This is a genomic window from Brevundimonas sp. MEB006b, assembly GCF_030209705.1.
Taxonomy (GTDB): domain Bacteria; phylum Pseudomonadota; class Alphaproteobacteria; order Caulobacterales; family Caulobacteraceae; genus Brevundimonas.
On the sequence record NZ_JARVRL010000006.1, the window covers coordinates 238,869 to 258,952 of the forward strand.

Here is a 20,084-nt window from a genome sequence, read left to right on the forward strand (position 1 = left end):
GGCGATGGCGCCAACAAGAAGCCGATGCCCAGCCCCTTCGAGATGCAGCGCGAGGCGGCTAAACGCGCTGCGTTGAATGCCTTGAAGCGCGCTCGCCGCGCGGCGGACAAGGCGGGCGTTTCCCTGTCCGAATGGGAAGGCGAGTTCATCGATTCTGTCAGCGAGCGCGTGAAGACCCACGGCCGCGCCTTCGCCGACCCCGAAAAGGGTGCCCCGGGGCAAGCCCTGTCGGCGATGCAGGGCCGCAAGCTGAAAGAGATCACCGCCAAGGCCAATGGCGAAGAGCCGAAACGGCGGTGGGGCAGGAAACCAAAAGAGCCATAACCGTTCGTCATCCTCGGGCTTGACCCGAGGATCGGCCTGTCCACAACTCAGCGTTTATGAGCGAGCGCCGCCCTTTCATCGCCACCTATATCCAAGCCAGCCGACCGCACGGTGTCATTTACATCGGCATGACGTCGAATCTCTATGATCGCGGCCATCAGCACCGGACCGGGGCTTTCGAAGGGTTCGCCAGTCGTTACGGGTGCGGAATGTTGGTTTGGTACGAGCAGTTCGAACTGGTCACGAACGCAATCCGGCAGGAGAAGGCGATGAAACGTTGGAATCGCGTCTGGAAGCTGGAGCTGATCGAACGGACGAACCCTGAGTGGGTCGATCTCTACCCAAGTCTATGCGGCTGGGCGCCTGATCCTCGGGTCAAGCCCGAGGATGACGGAGAGGGGAGTGTGGCTGCGTTTCTCAAAAGCTTGGAGTCAGGCGCGTAACCCTCAACCCTCAACCCGCTTCCTTCAGCTGACCTTCCAGCCCCTGTTCCCGGACCTTGCGATACAGGGTCGAACGGCCGATGCCGAGGCGGCGCGCGATCTCGCTCATGTGCCCGGCATAGACCTCGATGGCGTGCTGGATCAGGTCGCGTTCGATGTCCTCGAGCGTGCGCAGATGGCCGCGCTCGTCCAAGATCCGGATCGGCTGATCGACCTGCGCGGCGGCGTTGGTCTGAGCGCCGGCGGCTGTGGCGGCATGAAGAGGCTGGGCGTCGGGCATTGGCGCGGCGACGCCCGAAATCGCGGGGAAATCGTGCGGCTGAAGGAAGGGCGCATCGGCCAGCACGATGGCGCGGAACACTGCATTTTCCAGCTGTCGCACGTTTCCGGGCCAGTCGAACCCTTGCAGCAAAGCTAGGGTCTCGGGCGCGCATCCGGCGATCCGCTTGCCCTCCTCGGCATTGAAGCGGGCGATGAAGTGATCGACCAGGGGCGCGATGTCCTCGCGGCGGTCACGCAGGGATGGGGCCTCGATCGGGAAGACGTTCAGGCGATAGAACAGGTCCTCGCGGAAGGCGCCGTCCTTGACCTGCTGGGCCGGGTCGCGATTGGTCGCCGAGACGATGCGCACGTCGATCTTCACCGGGCGTTTGCCTCCCACGGGATCGATCTCGCCCTCTTGCAGCGCGCGCAGCAGCTTGACCTGCATGTCCAGCGGCAGTTCGCCGATCTCGTCCAGGAACAGGGTGCCGCCGTCCGCCTCGCGGAACTTGCCCAGCGTCTTGTCCACGGCACCGGTGAAGGCGCCCTTCTCGTGACCGAACAGGATGGATTCGATCAGATTGGCGGGCAGGGCCCCGCAGTTGACGGCGACGAAGGGCTTGCCTGCCCGGTCGCTGGCGCCGTGCAGGGCGCGGGCGATGACCTCCTTGCCGACGCCGCTCTCGCCCGTGATCAGGACGGGAATTGAGGATTTGGCGGCCCGGGCGCCCAACGCCTTGACCATGCGCATCGGCGGGCTGTCGCCCACGATATCGTCGAAGCTGGTGCGGCCTTGGACGCGCTTGGTCAGGCGCCCGACCTCGGCGGTGAGGCGCTTCATCTGCATGGCGTTGCGCACGCCGACCAGCAGGCGTTCTGGGCCCACCGGTTTGACGAAGAAGTCCTGGGCGCCGGCCTGCATGGCCTTGACCACCATGTCGATGCCGCCGTTGGCCGTCAGGACGATCACCGGCTCATTGATCCCGGCGCTGCGTAGTTCGGCTAGGCATTCCAGCCCCGACATCTCGGGCATCACCATGTCCAGCAGGATCAGGTCGGCCCCGCCGCCGCGCGTCATCCTGTCGATGGCCTCGCCGCCGCTGGCGGCATGGACCACGGCGTTGCCGTCCCGCTCCAGCACGGCCTGGATCAGCCGGCGCTGGGTCGGATCGTCGTCAACGACCAGGATGGTCTTGGCCATGAAAATCCCTTGTACTGTCGCCCAACCCGTCAAGGATGGATCGTTTCGGGACGATTCCTAGGGCGGCGAGGTGAAAATCGGGTGACACGGCGTGGTGAGCGTCCCGTTAACGTGGCTCCGTCGCGTCGCATCGCACCTCGGGGCTGGCGCGCAATCTCTGGCCGTCGACAACCAGGTCGGGAAGGGCGGCCGGCGCCGTCGCGACGCCCTTCGACAGGCCCTCGTTCATCCGCTCAGCATTGCGCCCGCAGGTGAAGGCGTATCGACCCGTCACGCGCCACTGGCCCTGGCTATCCTGATCGAAGGCGACGATTTCGCGAGCCGTGGCGACCAGCAGATCGGTTCGTGCGTCGCCATTCAGACCCGTCGATCGCACGACGCAGGGCGTTTCCGCATTGCAACTGAACAGTACGTCGACCTGTGCGTCCAACTGATCGACGAAGCTGGCGGGCACGGATTGGCCATCGGCGGCCTTCAGGCGGATGGCGGCCTTGCGCTCTTGCAGTCCTTGCGCCGTATCGCCGGATGGCCACGGGCGTGCCTGGGCGGCGCGGGCGTTTCGCGCGATGCGTGGATCGGTTGAGGCGGCCAGACGTCTCAGCGCCGTCTCGCCGGCCTTGCCGCTCTCAAACCGCAGGAAGTCATAGTCGAATGTGTCAGCGGACACCGTGCCACGCTGCAACCGTGCGACCTGATCCTGAACCGAGAGGCGGGCGGGATCCGCCAGCGGGCTGAACAGCGCCAAGATGACCAGAACCGACAGGACCGCCGCGACGACGTTGGTCCGCTCCAGCGGCTTCATCCAGCCGCTTGGTTTTACGGCCGCCAGCAGATAGCCCGCGCCATAGACCGCGCCGACCAGGTTGCAGGCGACGGCGATGATCCGATCGGGCGTCAGGCCGTGCTGGCCGATCCGCAAGCCCAGGCCCCAGGCGGCCAGAACGATCAGCGGCGCGATCAGGACGGACGCGGCCCGCACGCCGTATCGCAGAACGACCGGCGGCAGATTGTCTGCGCGCCCATCCTGATAGCCCGTGTTGATCAGCACGATCAGGGCGGCGGCGGCCGACAGCACCAGCGCCGTCGCGCTGCGCGTCTCCCACAGGCCGTCCAATCCGGTGAAGGGCAGGGCGAGAAGGAAGCCGCCGACCAGGACCGTGATCACCAGCAGCAGCCAGGACAGCAGCATCAGGGCCACGGTCCGCACGCCCCGGATCAGGCCGTCGCGCACATCGGTCAGCTGGACAGCGATGGCGAAGACCAGGGCTGTGACCGGAATGGCGAACCAGGCGTCGCTCAGCAGGTGCCGCAGAAAGCCGAGGCCGATCATCTTGAACAGTGCCGCGCCCAGATGCAGCAGGATCCAGAAGGCGCCGGTGAACCCCAGCGACAGGGCCAGTTGCACCCCCGCCTTCCAGGCGATGTCGAAATAATCGGGATAATCGACGATCCAGCGTCGTTCGCGGATCGCGGGCACGATCAGGTGGTGGGCGATGAACAGGGCCGCAGCGCTAAAGGCCAGCACGGGGAAACTCAGAAAGGGCGGCTCCTCGTAAGGCTTCAGCACCTGGCGAGCGACATCGTGGGCGCCCAACAGAGCCAGCACGCCGGCTGCGCTGGCCGCCCACAGGATCAGGGCCAGCGCTTTGACCCGACCTACACCGGCGAGAACCACCACCGGCACATAGCCGGCCGCCAGGGCCAGGGCACCGAACACCACCGGCTGGGTTTCGGGCCAGACGCGGCTGTCAGCCGCCAGATACAGCAGATAGAGCGCCAGGCCCTGAACCAGACCCGTCGCCAGCCGAATTGCAAACAGGCCCGAAGCCCCGCCAAGGCCTGTCCGGCCGGTGTCATGCTGCAGGGTTTCGGTCATTCACGCGTCTCCGAAAGGCAGGATTGCACGGGCCGTGACGCCGAGAAAGCGCAAGGGGCGGTTGCGGCCGTCGCCGTGCATCCCCAGAACAGGGGCATGAACGCTCCCTTCAAGACGCCCAACACCGAAGCCCCGCTGTGGGACCTGACCGACCTCTATGCGTCGCGCGACGACGCCAAGGTGGCCGCCGATCTGGAAAAGGCGCGGGACCTGGTCGAGGCGCTGAACGGGCTGAAGGGGCGGCTGGCGGCGGATAAGGACGCGCAGGCGCTGGGTGAGACGCTGGACCGCGCGATCCAGTTTTATGAGCAGGCGTCCGATGTGCTGGGCGCGCTGGGCGCCTACGCCTTTCTGTCCGCCTCGACCGCGCGCGACGATGCGACGGCGCAAGGGTTCGAGGCCGATGTGCGCGAGAAGATCACCGCCATTGCCACCCCGACCGTCTGGCTGACGCTGGAGATCAATCAGATTGACGATGCGGCGCTGGAAGCGGCGCTGATCGCCCATGCGGGCGCGGCGCGCTGGCGGCCTTGGCTGCGGCGGGTGCGGGCGATGAAGCCGCATGAGCTGTCGGCCGAACTGGAGACCTTCATCGCCGAGCGCGGCCCGATCACGGCCCAATGGCCGCGCCTGTTCGATGAGCAGTTGGCCGCCCTGCGTGCAAAGGCGGGCCACGAGGAACTGACGCTGGCCGAGGCGCTGAACCGCCTGTCGGACGCCAAGCCCGCGCGCCGCAAGGCCGCCGCCGAGGGTCTGTCAGAGGCGCTGGCCGCCCGCGCCCCTACCTTGGCCCTGGTGCTGAACACCGTCGCCGCCGACAAGGCGATGGAGGATCGCTGGCGTGGTTTCAAACGTCCCGCCGACAGCCGTCACCTGGGCAACGAGGTGGATGGCGAGGCCGTGGATGCGATGGCCGAGGCCGTCGCCGCCGCCTATCCGCGCCTGTCGCACCGCTATTATGCGCTGAAGGCCAAGGCTATGGGCAAGGCGCGCCTAGACCATTGGGACCGCAACGCGCCTATCGAAACCACGACGCCGCGCGCCTTCACCTGGACCCAGGGGCGCGAGATCGTGTTGGACAGTTTCTCTGACCTGGGCGGCGATTTCGCCGACCGAGCCGGCGGCTTCTTTGATAAGCCGTGGATCGACGGCCGGGCGCGGCCGGGCAAGCAGTCGGGCGCCTATGCCCACCCCGTCACCGCCGACCGCCACCCCTATGTCTTCCTGAACTGGATGGGCGAGCGGCGCGACGTCCTGACCCTGGCGCACGAGCTGGGTCATGGCGTTCACCAGACCCTGGCGGCCGACCAGGGCACGCTTCTGGCCGATACGCCTCTGACCCTGGCAGAGACGGCGTCGATCTTCGCCGAGGGGCTGACCTTCGACCGCCTCCTGGCGACTGCGCCTAAGGCCGAGCAGCGCGGCCTGCTGGCCGGTCGGATCGAGGATGGTCTGAACACCGTCGTGCGCCAGATCGCCTTCCACCGCTTCGAGACCCGTTTCCACGACGAGCGCCTGCAGGGCGAGGTGTCGCAACAGCGGATCAACCAACTGTGGCTTGAGGAAATGGGCGCCTCGCTAGGGCCGTCGGTCAAGCTGAACCCGGGCTATGAACACTGGTGGGCCTATGTCAGCCACTTCGTTCATTCGCCCTTCTATGTTTACGCCTACGCGTTCGGCGACCTGCTGGTGGCGGCGCTGATGGAGGCGCGTCGCAGCGATCCGGCCGGGTTCACGCCCCTTTATCGCGAGCTTCTGGCCGGCGGCGGATCGCGAACCTACGTCGAGGCGTTGAAGCCGTTCGGTCTGGACCCGCGCGACCCGGCTTTCTGGAGCGTCGGCTGTCAGAGGCTGGAGCGGCTGGTCGATCAGTTCGAGGCGCTGGCCTGACCAAGGCATGACTGCGGGCTTGAGCGGGGCGGTCGCCTCGGTGTAAGTCCGCGATAACGACGAGGGGATTCCACAATGGCCGACCTGCACGACACCGCCAACGCACCTGCCGACGCCGATGCGCAAGCCTATCTGCACGGCCATATGGAAGTGCGCGAACAGGTCTCGACCTATCGCCTGTTCCTGAACCTGGCCAAGTGGGGCAGTCTGGCCATCGCCGTGCTGCTGCTGTTCCTGACCCTGTGGTTCCACCCGGGTGGCAGCTTCATGGCCGCCGTGATCGGCGCGGTCGTTCTGGGCGGCGTCGGCTTCGTGGCGCTGAAGTCCAAGCCCGGCGCCGCGCACTGAGCCTTGCATCGGATCGCCTTGCGGCGGTGTGAAATCACGCGCCCTCGCCAAGCTTTGGCATAACCGTGCTTTGACGGCTTGCGCCGGAACGGCCTAACCTTCGTTCAACGAAAAGAACGAGGGGATTCGCTTGGCCGTCGCTATCGCCGTCACCCGTGAACGTCGCGAAGGCGAGACGCGCTGCGCCGTCACGCCCGAGACGGTCAAGAAGCTGATCGCCCTGGGCGCGACCGTCACGGTCGAGGCCGGGACCGGTCTTGGTTCCTCCATTCCCGACGCCGACTATGCCGCCGCGGGTGCCGTTGTGAAGCCGGACACCCGCGCCGTGCTGGACGGCGCGGACATCGTGCTGAAGGTGCGCGGCCCCACGGCCCAGGAAACCAGCGCGCTGAAGCCCGGCGCCATCGTGGTCGCCATGCTGGACGCTTATCGGGACAAGGCGACCGTCGACGCCCTGGCCGGGGCCAACGCCACCGCCTTCGCCATGGAGTTCGTGCCCCGCATCACCCGCGCCCAGGTCATGGACGTCCTGTCGTCCCAGGCGAACCTTGCGGGATACCGCGCGGTGATCGAGGCGGCTTACGCCTATGGCAAGGGCTTCCCGATGATGATGACGGCGGCCGGCACGGTCGCCGCCGCAAAGGTCTTCATCATGGGGGTGGGCGTCGCCGGGCTTCAGGCCATCGCTACCGCGCGTCGCCTGGGCGCCGTCGTCACCGCCACCGACGTCCGCCCCGCGACCAAGGAACAGGTCGAAAGCCTGGGCGCCAAGTTCCTGGCCGTCGAGGATGAGGAGTTCAAGAACGCCCAGACCGCCGGCGGCTACGCCAAGCCCATGTCGGCCGAATATCAGGCCAAACAGGCCGAGCTTACCGCCAGTCATGTGGTCAAGCAGGACATCGTCATCACCACGGCCCTGATCCCCGGCCGCGCCGCGCCGGTGCTGCTGACTGCCGCCCATGTCGCCTCGATGAAGCCCGGCTCGGTCATCATCGATCTGGCGGTCGAGGCAGGCGGCAATGTCGAGGGCTCCAAGCTCAACGAGGTCGTGACCACCGCGAACGGCGTCACCATCGTCGGCTGGTCGAACCTGCCTGGCCGCATCGCCGCCGACGCCAGCGCCCTATACGCCCGCAACCTGACCGCCTTCGTCGGCCTGTTGATCAAGGACGGCGGTCTGGCGGTCGATCTCGAAGACGAGATCCTGAAGGCGGCGGTGGTCACCCATGCCGGCGCCGTGGTGCATGAGGGTCTGAAGGGAACACATTGATGGAACACGTCGATCCCACCGTCTTCCGCCTGGCCATCTTCGTGCTGGCGATCTTCGTCGGCTACTACGTCGTCTGGAGCGTGACGCCGGCCCTGCATACGCCGCTGATGGCCGTGACCAACGCCATTTCCAGCGTCATCATCGTCGGCGGCCTGATCGCGGCGGCGGCCGTGTCCGGTGACGCGACCGGCCCCAGCGCCTGGATCGCCAAGGGGGCCGGCGTCGTCGCCGTCACCCTGGCGAGCGTCAACATCTTCGGCGGCTTCATGGTCACGCGGCGAATGCTGGCCATGTACAAGAAGAAGGAGCGGCCCGTCGCTCCGAAGGGGGCGAAGTGAACGGTTTGCCGATGGACGCGGTCGTGACGGCGATCGGGGCCGTCGCCATAGCTTTAGTGATCGTGTTGGTGATTTTCAGCGGTCGCATGTCGAAAGCCGTGCGATCCACCGTGGAGATGGTCGTCGGCATTCTCTTGTTTCCGACCGTAACCGGGCTTTGGGCCTGGCGGGCGATCGAAGGCGTGAGAGATCGCGATTGGCTCTACGCAGGCCTGATGGCCGTCGCTGCCGCGGTATTTGCTGTAACTGGCTTCTACGCCATTCGACGCCGTACCTTGGCGCCTTTTGCCAAGCGTCCGAAATGACCGACGCTGCGCAGATCGCCATCACCGGGTCCTGGGTCGCGACTGGCATCGGTTTCGGCCTGTGGCTGTACGGCTGGTTCGGGGCCAAGACTCCGATCAAGCGTCAGCGGCTGCACGACTGCGGCATCGCCCTGGTCTTTTCGGCCATTCTGGTTCGCGTGGTGACGCAGGACCGGCCGCTGGGCGTCTTCGAATGGGCCCTGTTCTTCATCGGCCCGCTGTTCATCGCCGCCGCCCTGTGGCGGCTGGCCCGCACGTCTTGAGGGGAGGGGCGTGATGAACGCATCGCTTGCCGCACTGGCCTATCTGGTTTCGGGCGTCCTGTTCATCCTGTCGCTGCGGGGGCTGTCCAGCCCGGAGACCAGCCGTCAGGGCAATACCTTCGGCATGGTCGGCATGGCGCTGGCCATCGGCGTGACCCTGCTGACGCTGGGCGCAACGGGGGCGCTGGATACCGTGACCCTGGCCCTGATCGCGGGCGGCGTCATCGTCGGCGGCGGAGCGGGCGCCCTGATCGCCAAGCGGGTCGCCATGACCGACATGCCGCAGCTGGTCGCGGCCTTCCACAGCCTGGTCGGCATGGCCGCCTGCCTGGTCGCCATCGGCGCCATCTATGCGCCCGAGGCCTTTGGAATCCTGTCCGACGACGGAAACGGCATCAAGACGCTGTCGATCATCGAACTCAGCCTCGGCGTCGCCATCGGGGCCATCACCTTCACCGGTTCGGTCATCGCCTTCGCCAAGCTGAACGGCAACATGAGCGGCGCACCGATCATCCTGCCGGCGCGGCATCTGATTAACGTCGGCCTGGCGCTGGGTCTGGTCTTCCTGATCGGCATCCTGATCGGCACGAACGGCGCGGCGACCTGGGCCTTCTGGGGCGTCTTCCTGATCGCGCTGGTGCTGGGCGCGACCCTGATCATTCCCATCGGCGGGGCCGACATGCCGGTCGTGGTGTCGATGCTGAACTCCTATTCCGGCTGGGCGGCGGCGGCGCTGGGCTTCACGCTGGAGAACATCGCCCTGATCATCACCGGCGCCCTGGTCGGATCGTCGGGCGCGATCCTCAGCTACATCATGTGCAAGGGCATGAACCGCAGCTTCGTCTCGGTGATCCTGGGCGGCTTCGGCGGCGGCGATGCGGCGGCCGGGTCCGGCGGCGCCAAGGAGACGCGCCCGGTCAAACAGGGCTCGGCTGAGGACGCCGCCTTCATCATGAAGAATGCGTCCAAGGTCATCATCGTGCCCGGCTACGGCATGGCGGTGGCGCAGGCCCAGCACGCCCTGCGCGAAATGGCCGACAAGCTGAAGGAGGAGGGGGTCGAGGTGAAATACGCCATCCACCCCGTCGCCGGTCGGATGCCGGGCCATATGAACGTCCTGCTGGCCGAGGCCAACGTTCCCTATGACGAGGTGTTCGAGCTGGAGGACATCAACGCCGAGTTCGCCACCGCCGACGTCGCCTTCGTCATCGGCGCCAATGATGTGACCAATCCTGCGGCTAAAACCGACCCGACCAGCGCCATTTACGGCATGCCGATCCTGGATGTGGAAAAGGCCGGCACGGTGCTGTTCATCAAGCGCGGCATGGGTTCGGGCTACGCCGGGGTCGAGAACGAACTCTTCTTCCGCGACAATACCATGATGCTGTTCGCCGACGCCAAGAAGATGGTCGAAGGGATCGTGAAGGGGCTTTGAGCCATGGCCAGCACGCCCAAGACCAGCCCCACAGACGCCTCTGTCGACGCCTTCTTGTCTGCGATCGACGATCCACGCCGACGGTCTGACGCTCACGCCGTCGCTGCGCTGATGTCGGACATCACCGGTGAACCAGCCGTGCTCTGGGGATCGTCCATCGTCGGGTTCGGCAACGACGGCGGCCCCGAGGGCGGCTGGCCGGTGATCAGCTTCTCCCCGCGAAAAGCCAATCTGGTGCTTTATGTCGCTGGGAATTTCTCTGAACGAGCCGAGCTTATCGCCCGCCTGGGCAAGGTGAAGACCGGCGTGGGCTGCCTCTATGTTTCGCGTTTGGAAGATGTCGATCAGGCGGTTCTGCGCGATCTTTGCGGCCGCGCTGTTCGCGCGGTCAAGGCCGGCTTGCCCTGAAGCCTCTTCAGACCCCTATCGCGCAACCTTGACCGGCGCTATCACGCGTCCGTGAACACGCTGTCCGGACCTCTTCCTGCCGCCCATCGCCGTTTTGAGGCTCTGGATTCCCTGCGGGGTGTGTGCGCCATCCTTGTGGTGATGTTCCACATGCCAGTCGCAAGTCATTGGCGCGACTGGGGTTTCATTCAGCATTCCTATCTGTTCGTCGATTATTTCTTTGTTCTGTCGGGCTTCGTCATCGCTCATGCCTATGCGAACCGACTGAAGTCGGGACGCGACGCCGGGCGGTTCATGGTGCGGCGCTTCGGGCGGATCTGGCCGCTGCATCTGCTGATGCTGGCGGCCTTCATCGGGCTGGAGCTGGCGCGGCTTGTCTTCAATTTCGACAGTGCGCCGCCGTTTACGCGGGATCGGTCGATCGAGGCGATCTTCACCAATCTGGCGCTGATCCAGGCCTGGCATGTGCATCCCTATCTGACCTGGAACGGGCCGTCGTGGACGCTCAGCGCCGAATGGGCCTGCTATCTGATCTTCGCGGGTCTGGTGCTGATTGCGCCCAAGCGTTTCCGCTGGATCGGGTTGGTGCTGGCGATCATCGGCGGCGTGCTGGTGCTCAGCTACGCCCGGCGCTGGATGAACACGACCTATGACTTCGCCGTGCCGCGTGCGGTCTATGGCTTCTTCCTGGGCTGCCTGCTGCAGGGGCTCTGGATCCGCATTTCGCGGCTTAAGGGCGGCGCCGCGACGCTGTTGGAGATCGCGGCCATCGTCGCGGCCTGTGTCTTCATCGGCTACGCTCAGGGGCCGATCACTGTGGCCGTCACCCTGATCTTCGTGGCGCTGATCTGGGTCTTCGCCGGCGAGGAGGGGGCGCTGTCACGCGTGCTGGACCATCCGGCTCTGGTCACCCTGGGGCGCTGGTCGTTCGCCATCTACATGGTCCATATGTTTATCCTGACCGTGATGATGATTGTGGCCAGGAAGCTCGACCTCGTACCGGTGCGACGCATCGACTTCGGCTCTGTCTGGCTGAACGACCTGTTCGCCGTCGCCATGTTCGGCTTCATCGTCGCCGTCGCCGTCGTGGCGCACCGACTGGTCGAGCAGCCGGCCCAGCGCATGATTGACCGCTGGACCAAGCCGAAGGCGGCCTGAGTTCAGGCGGCCATCCGCCATTCCGGGGCCACGTCGCCGGCGCGGCCTTCGTCCCACAGCATGTCCTCGTCCGAATAGCGGCTGCTGGCGGCCGCCGAGATGACGTCGACCACCTGTTCCTCCAGCCGGTCCCAAATCACGGCGAGGTCGGACGACCCATCGGCCTCGCACGGGACGATGATGTAGCGGCTGGCGTTGACGGTCTGGGCGGGTTGGAAATGCGCCATCTGATGATCTCCTGAAGCGGGGGCCTCTTGTCGATGATGTCGTTATGAAGCAGTGTTGCGTCAGAAACGGACGTAGGGATCGGCGAAGGCAGTGAGACACGACAAGGCGGCGATGGTGATCGATCTGGCGCGCCGCATGGCCGCCAGCGCCGAAGGGCTTAGCCTGGACGAGATCGCGCGCGACATGCGCGTCGGCCGCCGCACCGCCGAACGGATGCGCGACGCGGTTCTGATGCTGTTTCCCCAGGTGGACGAGGTCTCGGACCCGCCGTCCAAACGCTGGCGCATCCGGGGCGGCCTGTCGGCCTTCGAACAGGCCCCGACGGCGACCGAAATGCTGGAACTGTCCAAGGCCGCGACCGCCCTGCGTGCCGCCGGCGAACCGGCGCGCGCCATGGCGCTGGAGGGGCTGGAGCGCAAGCTGAAGGCGGCGATGCGTTCGACCACTCTGAACCGGATGGCGCCCGATCTGGAGGCGTTGGTCCGGGCAGAGACCATTGCGGTCCAGGCCGGCCCTCGACCCTCCGCCGACGAGGCGATGCTGACCGCCATCCGCGCGGCGGTGCTGGCGCAGCAGCCGCTGGGCTTCACCTATTCCCGTCCGGGGGCCGAGCCGCGTCGGCGCAGCGTGGCGCCGTGCGGCGTCATGTTCGGCCGGGCCAACTATCTGGTCGCCGCCGACCGCGAGACCGGCCGCATCCAGACCTTCCGCCTGGACCGAATGAGCCACGTCGCCCCGCAGGAGGGGATGGCCGGGCCGCCCGCCGATTTCGACCTCGGCGTCTTCGCCAGCCAGTCCTTCGGTATCTATCAGGACGAGATCGAGGACGTCGTGCTGCGCATTACGCCCGAGGGCGCGGCCGAGGCCAAGAGCTGGCGCTGGCACCCCACCCAATCGTTCGAGGATCAGCCGGACGGCGGCGTGATCGTGCGGTTCCGCGCCTCGGGCATGCGCGAGCTGGCCTGGCATCTGTTCACTTGGGGCGAACAGGTGCAGATCCTGGCGCCGGAGCGGCTGAAGGCCGTGATGGCCGGCGAACTGGCGGCGGCGGGCCGTGCCTTGGAACGGGCCCCAGCCTGACGAAACCGTAAGCTGACGCGGCGCGTTGACGACCGCTAGGCTTCGCGCCGAGCGCCCTTCAGGAGATCGCCCTTGCGCGTCCACGCCTTCGCCTTGTCCGCCATGCTGGCCCTCGCCCTTATGAGCGGCGCCTGCGCCGCCGGGCCCATGACGGCGCCGGCGACCTTTCAAGAGGAAGGCGGACCCCAGGTGACGGTGACCCGTGACGGCGATCACCTCAACATCGACTATCGCTTTGGGCGCGACGTGCCGGTCTGGGCCTTCCAGGATTCTGCGCTGGAACAGGATTCGCGCCAGCCCTGGCGACCGCGCCAATGGACGGTCGAGACGCCCGGCGTCGTCATGGAGCGACGCGGCCATTACGACATCATCCGCAGCGCGGACGGCGGTCCCGTGCCGCGCGAGGTCCGCTTCCGCGTTCGACCGCAGGCGGTGGATCTTGAGGCCGAATATCCGACCCTGCTGTTCTCCAATGGCGCGGTGGCCCTGCCGACGCGACAACTGGATGTCTTCGCTTTGCGGTCGGCCCAGGCGGCTGAACAGGTGCCGGACGACCTGAACCGGATCCGGCTGGATGGCGGTCCCTCGCGCGTGACGTGGCGGGACGAGAACGGACCCGTCCTGTTCAACGGGCGCCGCCGCGACGAACTGACCACGACGGACGAGCGCAGCTATGTCCTGCTGGGTGAGGCGACGGTGACGCCGGGGGATGGCCTGTCGACCGTCATGGACCCCAACCTGCCGCCGTGGATCGGCGAGGAGATCCGGGGCTTTGCGCCGCGTGTCGGTCACTACTACCGCGATCGCCTCGGCGCGCCGGGCTCCGGCGGCGATACGCCCATCGTCATGGTGGCCTGGAACGGGCCGACCGAAAGCATGACCAGCATGGGCGGCAGCGTCCTGCCGGGCCTGATCGTCATGTCGTTCGAGGGGCGGGGCGTGACCTCGCCTCAGCCGGAAATCGTGGAGCGCTCGCGCTGGTTCATCGGCCATGAGGGGGCGCATTTCTGGCTGGGACAGACGGTGCGATACGCCTTCGCCGACGAGGCCTGGATCACCGAGGGCGGGGCCGACCTGATGGCCGTGCGCGCCCTGAAGGCCCTCGACGCAAACTATGACGACCGGGCCGAGCTTCAGTCCGAGGTGGACGACTGCGTCAACCTGGCCCGCCAGCCGGTCGCCCAGGCTGGCGCCCGGGGCGAACACCGCGCCTACTACGCCTGCGGGGCTGTCTTCGCCCTGGCCGCGGAGGGCGCGCAACGCCTGCGGACCGGCGGCGACTGGTTCGACTATCTCAGACCTCTGCTGCGCCAGCCGGATAGTGTGCTCAGCCGCGAGGAATGGCTGACGGCCCTGACTCGGACATCGCGCGACCCGTCGCTGCGCGGCGATGTCGAGCGGCTGCTGGATCAGGGCGCGGCCGATCCGTCCGCCGTCATCGCGCGCCTGTTCCAGCGCACCGGCGTGGCCTTCCGCATGATCGACGGCCGCGTGGTTCTGAGCTGAGTCCGATCTCAGGCGCTGTCGCTGATTGTCGGATTGAACCCGAACCTTGGCCGTGGCGTTGTGGCGGGATGAAAACAGCCTTGATCCCGATGGCGGGTGCGATCGCCCTTCTGGCCGCCTGCGGCGATCACGAGGTCAATCCGCCGAACGAACCGGCGGCGCCCCTGCGCACGCCCGAGGCCATGCAGCCGGTCGAACCGCCGGGCCCGTCGTCTCTGGCCGGGCGGGGGCCGCGCAGTTTCGTGGGCGTTTGGGCGGCGAACCCGCAATGGTGCGCCCGGCCCCAGGGCGAACGCAGCCCGATCATCCTGACGCCGCTGCGCTTCAACGCCTATGGCCGTAACTGCGACATCGCCAGCATCGACGAGACGGGTTCCGGCTATGTCGCAGTGCTGCGATGTGCGGGCCGGCCTCAGACCGAGCGGGTGCACATGGGCACGAGCGGCGACGTGATGAACCTGACCTATGTCGATCAGGACATGAAGACGGTGAAACTGGCGCGCTGCCCCGGTTCGCCGCGCGCGCCCGATCCCGCCAATCCGCTGGAAAAGATGATGAAGAAGGACGGGGCCGAAACCCCGCCGGCCGCGCCGCCTAGTTGAACAGGAAGTTCATCACGTCGCCGTCCTTGACGACATAGGTCTTGCCTTCGGCGCGAAGCTTGCCGGCCTCGCGCGCCTTGGCCTCGCCGCGCAGGGAGACGAAGTCGTCATAGGCGATGGTTTCGGCGCGGATGAAGCCCTTCTCGAAGTCGGTATGGATCACGCCGGCCGCCTGGGGCGCGGTGTCGCCGACATTGATGGTCCAGGCGCGGGCTTCCTTGGGCCCGACCGTGAAATAGGTCTGCAGGCCCAGCAGCTTATAGGCCTCGCGGATCAGACGGTTCAGGCCGGGCTCTTCCAGACCCAGGGTCTCCAGGAACTCCTTCTGTTCCTCGTCGTCCAGCACGGCGATCTCGGACTCGATCTGGGCCGAGATGACGACCGAGTTGGCGTTGTCCTGGGCGGCGCGGGCTGCGACCTTGTCGGACAGGTCGTTGCCCTTGTCGGCCGAGCCTTCCTCGACGTTCGAGACATAGAGGGCGGGAAGCGCCGTCAGCAGTTGCAGCATGTGCCAGGCCTTGATGTCCTCCTTGGACACTTCGGCGGTGCGCGCGGGCTTGCCGGCGTTCAGCTGGGCCAGAGCCAGATCGACCAGCTTCAGCGTCAGGACGGATTCCTTGTCGCCGCCCTTGGCGCGCTTCTCCAGCTGCGGGCGGCGGCGCTCCAGGCTCTCCATGTCGGCCAGCATCAGTTCGGTTTCGATGATCTCAAGATCGGCGATCGGATCGATGCGGTCCTCGACGTGGGTGATGTCGTCATCGACGAAGCAGCGCGCGACGAAGGCCACGGCGTCGCAGTCGCGGATGTTGGCCAGGAACTGATTGCCCAGGCCTTCGCCCTTGGACGCGCCGCGCACCAGGCCGGCGACGTCGACGAACGTGATGCGGGCTGGGATGATCTCTTTCGATCCGGCGATCTCGGCCAGGGCGTTCAGACGCGCCTCGGGCACCGCCACGTCGCCGGTGTTCGGCTCGATGGTGCAGAACGGATAGTTGGCCGCCTGGGCCGCCGCCGTCTTGGTCAGGGCGTTGAACAGGGTGGACTTGCCGACGTTGGGCAGGCCGACGATCGCGACTTTAAGAGCCATGGTATTCCTCGTGAGGCGCGAGCCTTTAGCGGGTTCAGAGCCGTTTGTCAGGCTCGCGCTTCAACTGAGGTCAGTGGGCGGCGTGATCCATGCCGTCCATGGCCGGTTGGCGAACCTGCGCCTGAACCGTGATCGCCGGCGCCGACGCGAACTGGAACGTCAGCGGCACAGTCTCGCCGGCAACCAGAGGCGCGGTCAGGCCGATCAGCATCAGGTGGTTGCCGCCCGGCGCCAAGGCCACGGCCTGACCGGCGGGCAGGGGCAGGCCCGCCGTCAGCTCGGCCATCTTCATCATGCCGTTCTCGGTCTTCATCTCGTGGACCTGAAGCGATGCGGCGCGCGGGGTCGATCCTCCCGTCAGCCTGTCGTCGGTCGTGGCGGTCAGGGTGACATAGCAGCCGCCGGCCTTGGCCCCGTTCGGCGACGGGCGGCACCAGGCGTCGGTCGCGGTCACGGCGGCGGTCTCCGCGGGCGTCTCAGCGGCGGGGGCCTTGGCCGGCTCGGACGGATTGCAGGCCGTCAGCGACAGGGCGGCGGCGGCAAGGGCGAGTTTGATCTTCATGGCGTCAGGTCTTTCACGAGGCGGCGGGACGGCGCCGGATCATCGGACGTAGGGCTCGGTCGAGCAACACGGCCGCGATCAGGCTTAGTCCCGTCAGGGGATAGAGGATGGCGAGGGGCAGGACGATGCCGAGGACAGCGGCGCGCGCTCGCGGTCCCGGCGGGGCGGGCGGCGCGCCCAGGCGCCGGCGCGACAGATTGGGCGGGCGGCGCTTCCACCACATGACCAGGCCGCTGATCGCCAATAGCCACACGCCGATACAGCCCATCAGCATGACGATGCGGTTCGCCTGTCCGAACTGCGTGCCCTGGTGCGTATAGATGCCTAACTCGATGGCCTTGGCGCCGACGCCGAACTGGTCATAGCCAATGTCGCCCAGCAGCCGCCCGGAGGCCGCATCGACATAGAGCGACCGGCTGTCCTGAACCCGCGTCGCCTGGGTCGTCAGCGTATAGGCGGTGGCGTCGGCCTTGGGGATGTTCACCGTATAGGGGCGCGCCAGGCGGGCCTGATCCGCGACCCGCAGAACCTGCGCCAGGCCGCCATGGCCGGCGTGGTCGTGGGTCATCACCACGCCCTCCATGGTCCAGCCGGCCCCGACCGGCGCATCGTGGTGCTGCGCCCTCTGCCAGGCGCCGGCGACGGGTGCGGGCGGCCGCCCCAGCCCTGTCTCCTTGACCGCCCCCATGACCTTGTCGCCCCAGACCGCGGACCACGGCATGCCGGTCACGGCCAGAAACAGCACCACTCCGCCGACATAGAAACCCGTCAGTGCGTGCAGGTCGCGCCAGAACGATCGTCGGCGGCTGTCTGTCGTCTGCGGTGCAAAGGTCGCCACGCCCCGCCCCCGCGGCCACCACAGGTAAAGCCCCGTGGCGAACAGGATGATCGTCCAGCCGGCGACGACCTCGACCAGAATGTTGAACGGCCGCCCCAGCAGGGTCAGGCTGTGCGTCTTCTTGACCTGCTCCATGAACCCGCCGGCCGGAATGACGCCGGTAGCCCGGCCGGTGTGCGGATCGACGAAGACCGTCTTCTGCACCCCATCGGGCCGATCGACCCTGATCCGAATCGCCTGATCGTCACGCGCGGGCATGACCAGATTGGCGACCCGACCGCCCCCTGCGGCCTGGGCGGCCGAAGCCACCCACGCATCCGGCGCCGCCCGCATCTGAACTGCCGGCACGCGGATCATGTCGCGATACAGAAGGCCGTCAATCTCGTCCTTGAATAGATAAAGCCCCCCCGTCAGGGCCAGCAGCATCAGCACCGGCATGACGAAGACGCCGGCATAGAAGTGCCAGCGCCAGACCACGCGATAGGCGCCGGACAGATCGTCCGGCGTCGTCTTGTCGAGATTGCGCGCCATCAGTAGCTCATCCTGACGCCGACATAGGCCGAACGGCCGTCGCCGGGGAAGAAGACGGCCTTGGACACGGTAGCCACCCGGGCGTCCGTGACCGCGCCGAAATTCGACACATAGGCTTCGTCGAACAGGTTGCGGACATCGGCGAACACAGTCAGTCGGCGATTGACGGTCCAGCCCATATTCAGGTTCGCGACGGCGTAGGACGGCGACTTCAAAGTGTTGGCGTAGTCGACCCAGGCATCCTTGATCGACCATTCCACGCTGGGCGCGATGAACCAGCCGGCCGGATCGTCGTACCGAAGCTCTGCGCGATACAGGTGCGGCGGCACGACCGGCAGATGGCCGTCACCATAGACCTTGTCCCCGTCGAAATAGAAGTCGGAGAAGGCGTAGGTCTGGCGCAGCCGCCATTGCGGCGCGATCCGCCAATCCAGCCCTGCCTCGATCCCCTGGTGGATGGTCGGTCCCGCGTTGAAGGTCGCGGCCGGTATGCCCAGGGCGGCGTTTACAGCAAAGTTCAGCAGTTCGTGCTTCAGATCGGCGCGATAGGCGGTCACGTCCCACGTCAGCGGTCCCCGCCGACCCCGCGTGCCGACTTCCCAGGTCACGGCCTCTTGCGGAACGAGGGGCTGATAACCGCCGGCGGTCGGCGACAAGGCCGAGAAGTTGGGCGGCTCGATCGAGCGGGTAACGTTGGCAAAGACCTGGGCGCCGTCCTCGCTCTCCCACAACAGGCCGGCGCGAGGCGCGAACCAGTCGAAGGTCTTGTCGGTGGTCAGGTCAACCGTACCGACGACGCCCGGGACGACATAGCTTTGATAGTCCCGCTCGGCGCGCCCCCAGGTTCCTCCCGCGACCAGCGCCAGACGATCGGTCAGGAACAACCGCCCCTCGCCGAAGACATCCAGCCCCTTGCCGTTCTGGAAGTTGCGGGCGCGTAAACCGTTCTGCTGTCCGCCGACATTGACCCACTGTTTGGCGTCCAGATCACCCTGTCGATACCAGGCGCCATAGAAGGCGTCGGCGCGCATCCCGCCGATCCGGCCCTGCCAATCGAACCGACCAAAGGCGCCGTAGTTGCGGCTCTGCTGGTCGATGACTTGGAAGATGGGATGGTCCAGGTCTTTCCACGTCCCATAGAGGGCCCCCTCGAACACCGTTGCGTCGTCCAGCCTCCAGCGGGTCTGCAAAGTGGTGCGAAGCGAGCGCATATTGCGCTGATAGTTGAGGGCGATATTGGCAGGATTGGCCGCCTCGGGATTTGTCAGGGCGTCGGACGGACTGACGCTACCCGGAATTTCCTGATGGATGTCGCCCCACGAGGCCAACAGGCGAACTTCGCGATCCTGCCCAAAGCTGCGCCCAATGTTGCCCGACAGGTTCAGCGCCTTGCCTTCGCTCTGTTGGCGCCAGCCATCGACGCTCTGACCCGTGACGGCGGCGAAACCGTCCCAGTCGCCGCGAACGCCCGCGACCTCGGCATGGGCGCGCACGGTTCCGTAAGAGCCGCCGTCCAGGCGCAGGTTCAGGTTGGACGAGGCCATGCGCCCCGTCGGCGTAACCAGATTGACCGCCCCGCCTAGCAGGGCTCCGCCGAACCGCAGCGCATTCCCGCCCTTGTAGACCTCGGTGTAGCGGGCGATCAGCGGGTCGATAAGCTGGAAGTCACCGAACCCGTCGGCCTCGTTGAACGGCACGCCGTCCTGAGCCAGCAGAACGCCGCGATTGTGAACCGCATTGCCTATGCCCGATCCGCGAATCGACAGGCGAATGTCGCCGCCCCACTTCTTTTGGGCATAGACGCCGGGCGCATCGCGCAGCACGTCGGCGAGATTGGTCGCATACCGGTCGGCATAGGATTCGGCTGAAATGACAGCGACGGCGCCCGGCGTGCGCGACAGCCGCTGTCGCGCGTCTGCGACGATGGGCGGATCCTCGGCGTTGCGGCGGCCGGTGACGATGACGCTGTCCAGCAAAGCCGGTTCGGGCGTCTGCTGGGCCAGGACGGGGCTCGTCCAACCGGCGTTGGAGAGGGCGGCGAGCAGCAGCGCGCAGGGCGCTGCGGTAGTCTTGAAGGACATGGGATGAACCTGAAATCAGAACGAGACGGCGCGCAGGCGTTGAGGACGG

At 66.7% G+C, this 20,084-nt stretch carries 21 protein-coding genes; 14 read left to right on the top strand and 7 right to left on the bottom strand.

Annotation, left to right across the window (positions count from 1 at the left end; translation table 11 throughout):
- Positions 1-24: 24 nt before the first annotated feature.
- Positions 25-324 (top strand): hypothetical protein, encoded by a 300-nt coding sequence (locus QRN13_RS10870; RefSeq protein WP_284878073.1) that lies wholly within the window; start codon positions 25-27, stop codon positions 322-324.
- Between the two features lie 56 nt (positions 325-380).
- On the top strand, positions 381-767 hold the full coding sequence (locus QRN13_RS10875) for a GIY-YIG nuclease family protein (protein WP_284877928.1): 387 nt from the start codon (positions 381-383) through the stop codon (positions 765-767).
- 10 nt (positions 768-777) lie between these two features.
- On the opposite strand, the gene QRN13_RS10880 is transcribed toward QRN13_RS10875, so the two are convergent.
- Complete coding sequence (locus QRN13_RS10880; protein WP_284877929.1) at positions 778-2,229, bottom strand: sigma-54-dependent transcriptional regulator; 1,452 nt, start codon at positions 2,227-2,229, stop codon at positions 778-780.
- A 106-nt stretch (positions 2,230-2,335) separates the two neighbouring features.
- Positions 2,336-4,105: a DUF4153 domain-containing protein gene (locus QRN13_RS10885; protein ID WP_284877930.1), complete on the bottom strand. Its 1,770-nt coding sequence runs from the start codon at positions 4,103-4,105 to the stop codon at positions 2,336-2,338.
- A 96-nt stretch (positions 4,106-4,201) separates the two neighbouring features.
- On the opposite strand from QRN13_RS10885, the gene QRN13_RS10890 reads away from it, so the two are divergent.
- The 9 genes from QRN13_RS10890 to QRN13_RS10930 all read left to right on the top strand — a co-directional run bounded on the left by QRN13_RS10890 (position 4,202) and on the right by QRN13_RS10930 (position 11,520).
- On the top strand, positions 4,202-5,995 hold the full coding sequence (locus QRN13_RS10890) for a M3 family oligoendopeptidase (RefSeq protein WP_284877931.1): 1,794 nt from the start codon (positions 4,202-4,204) through the stop codon (positions 5,993-5,995).
- Positions 5,996-6,070: 75 nt separating this feature from the next.
- The gene (locus QRN13_RS10895) at positions 6,071-6,343 is read left to right on the top strand and encodes an aa3-type cytochrome c oxidase subunit IV (protein WP_017505952.1); all 273 of its coding nucleotides are present in this window, start codon (positions 6,071-6,073) and stop codon (positions 6,341-6,343) included.
- Positions 6,344-6,473: 130 nt separating this feature from the next.
- The gene (locus QRN13_RS10900; RefSeq protein ID WP_284877932.1) at positions 6,474-7,613 is read left to right on the top strand and encodes a Re/Si-specific NAD(P)(+) transhydrogenase subunit alpha; all 1,140 of its coding nucleotides are present in this window, start codon (positions 6,474-6,476) and stop codon (positions 7,611-7,613) included.
- Positions 7,613-7,951 carry an NAD(P) transhydrogenase subunit alpha part 2 gene (locus QRN13_RS10905; protein ID WP_284877933.1) on the top strand — a complete coding sequence of 113 codons (339 nt, stop codon included), beginning with the start codon at positions 7,613-7,615 and terminating at the stop codon, positions 7,949-7,951. The genes QRN13_RS10900 and QRN13_RS10905 overlap by 1 nt, the downstream gene beginning before the upstream one ends.
- Positions 7,948-8,256 carry a hypothetical protein gene (locus QRN13_RS10910; RefSeq protein WP_284877934.1) on the top strand — a complete coding sequence of 103 codons (309 nt, stop codon included), beginning with the start codon at positions 7,948-7,950 and terminating at the stop codon, positions 8,254-8,256. Before QRN13_RS10905 ends, QRN13_RS10910 begins: the two co-directional genes overlap by 4 nt.
- Positions 8,253-8,519, top strand: a complete 267-nt coding sequence (locus QRN13_RS10915; protein ID WP_055755025.1) for a hypothetical protein — start codon at positions 8,253-8,255, stop codon at positions 8,517-8,519. The genes QRN13_RS10910 and QRN13_RS10915 overlap by 4 nt, the downstream gene beginning before the upstream one ends.
- Before the next feature lie 13 nt (positions 8,520-8,532).
- Positions 8,533-9,954 (top strand): NAD(P)(+) transhydrogenase (Re/Si-specific) subunit beta, encoded by a 1,422-nt coding sequence (locus tag QRN13_RS10920; protein ID WP_284877935.1) that lies wholly within the window; start codon positions 8,533-8,535, stop codon positions 9,952-9,954.
- A 111-nt stretch (positions 9,955-10,065) separates the two neighbouring features.
- Positions 10,066-10,362 carry a DUF1801 domain-containing protein gene (locus QRN13_RS10925; RefSeq protein ID WP_284877936.1) on the top strand — a complete coding sequence of 99 codons (297 nt, stop codon included), beginning with the start codon at positions 10,066-10,068 and terminating at the stop codon, positions 10,360-10,362.
- A gap of 51 nt (positions 10,363-10,413) precedes the next feature.
- Positions 10,414-11,520, top strand: a complete 1,107-nt coding sequence (locus QRN13_RS10930) for an acyltransferase family protein (RefSeq protein WP_284877937.1) — start codon at positions 10,414-10,416, stop codon at positions 11,518-11,520.
- A gap of 2 nt (positions 11,521-11,522) precedes the next feature.
- On the opposite strand, the gene QRN13_RS10935 is transcribed toward QRN13_RS10930, so the two are convergent.
- Entirely contained in the window at positions 11,523-11,747 is a 225-nt protein-coding gene (locus QRN13_RS10935; RefSeq protein ID WP_284877938.1) for a hypothetical protein, read from the bottom strand.
- Positions 11,748-11,838: 91 nt separating this feature from the next.
- On the opposite strand from QRN13_RS10935, the gene QRN13_RS10940 reads away from it, so the two are divergent.
- The 3 genes from QRN13_RS10940 to QRN13_RS10950 all read left to right on the top strand — a co-directional run bounded on the left by QRN13_RS10940 (position 11,839) and on the right by QRN13_RS10950 (position 14,936).
- Positions 11,839-12,828: a helix-turn-helix transcriptional regulator gene (locus QRN13_RS10940; RefSeq protein ID WP_284877939.1), complete on the top strand. Its 990-nt coding sequence runs from the start codon at positions 11,839-11,841 to the stop codon at positions 12,826-12,828.
- 72 nt (positions 12,829-12,900) lie between these two features.
- Positions 12,901-14,334 carry a hypothetical protein gene (locus QRN13_RS10945; RefSeq protein WP_284877940.1) on the top strand — a complete coding sequence of 478 codons (1,434 nt, stop codon included), beginning with the start codon at positions 12,901-12,903 and terminating at the stop codon, positions 14,332-14,334.
- Positions 14,335-14,402: 68 nt separating this feature from the next.
- Positions 14,403-14,936 carry a hypothetical protein gene (locus QRN13_RS10950; RefSeq protein WP_174085681.1) on the top strand — a complete coding sequence of 178 codons (534 nt, stop codon included), beginning with the start codon at positions 14,403-14,405 and terminating at the stop codon, positions 14,934-14,936.
- Here the strand turns inward: QRN13_RS10950 and ychF are convergent.
- From ychF to QRN13_RS10970, 4 genes are all read right to left on the bottom strand, one after another.
- A complete protein-coding gene (ychF, locus tag QRN13_RS10955) occupies positions 14,929-16,023 on the bottom strand; it encodes a redox-regulated ATPase YchF (protein ID WP_284877941.1) in 1,095 nt (364 codons plus the stop codon). The genes QRN13_RS10950 and ychF overlap by 8 nt on opposite strands.
- A 70-nt stretch (positions 16,024-16,093) precedes the next feature.
- The gene (locus QRN13_RS10960) at positions 16,094-16,585 is read right to left on the bottom strand and encodes a copper chaperone PCu(A)C (protein WP_284877942.1); all 492 of its coding nucleotides are present in this window, start codon (positions 16,583-16,585) and stop codon (positions 16,094-16,096) included.
- Positions 16,586-16,598: 13 nt separating this feature from the next.
- Entirely contained in the window at positions 16,599-17,954 is a 1,356-nt protein-coding gene (locus QRN13_RS10965; protein WP_284877943.1) for a PepSY-associated TM helix domain-containing protein, read from the bottom strand.
- The gene (locus QRN13_RS10970; protein WP_284877944.1) at positions 17,954-20,035 is read right to left on the bottom strand and encodes a TonB-dependent receptor family protein; all 2,082 of its coding nucleotides are present in this window, start codon (positions 20,033-20,035) and stop codon (positions 17,954-17,956) included. The genes QRN13_RS10965 and QRN13_RS10970 overlap by 1 nt, the downstream gene beginning before the upstream one ends.
- Positions 20,036-20,084 lie beyond the last annotated feature (49 nt).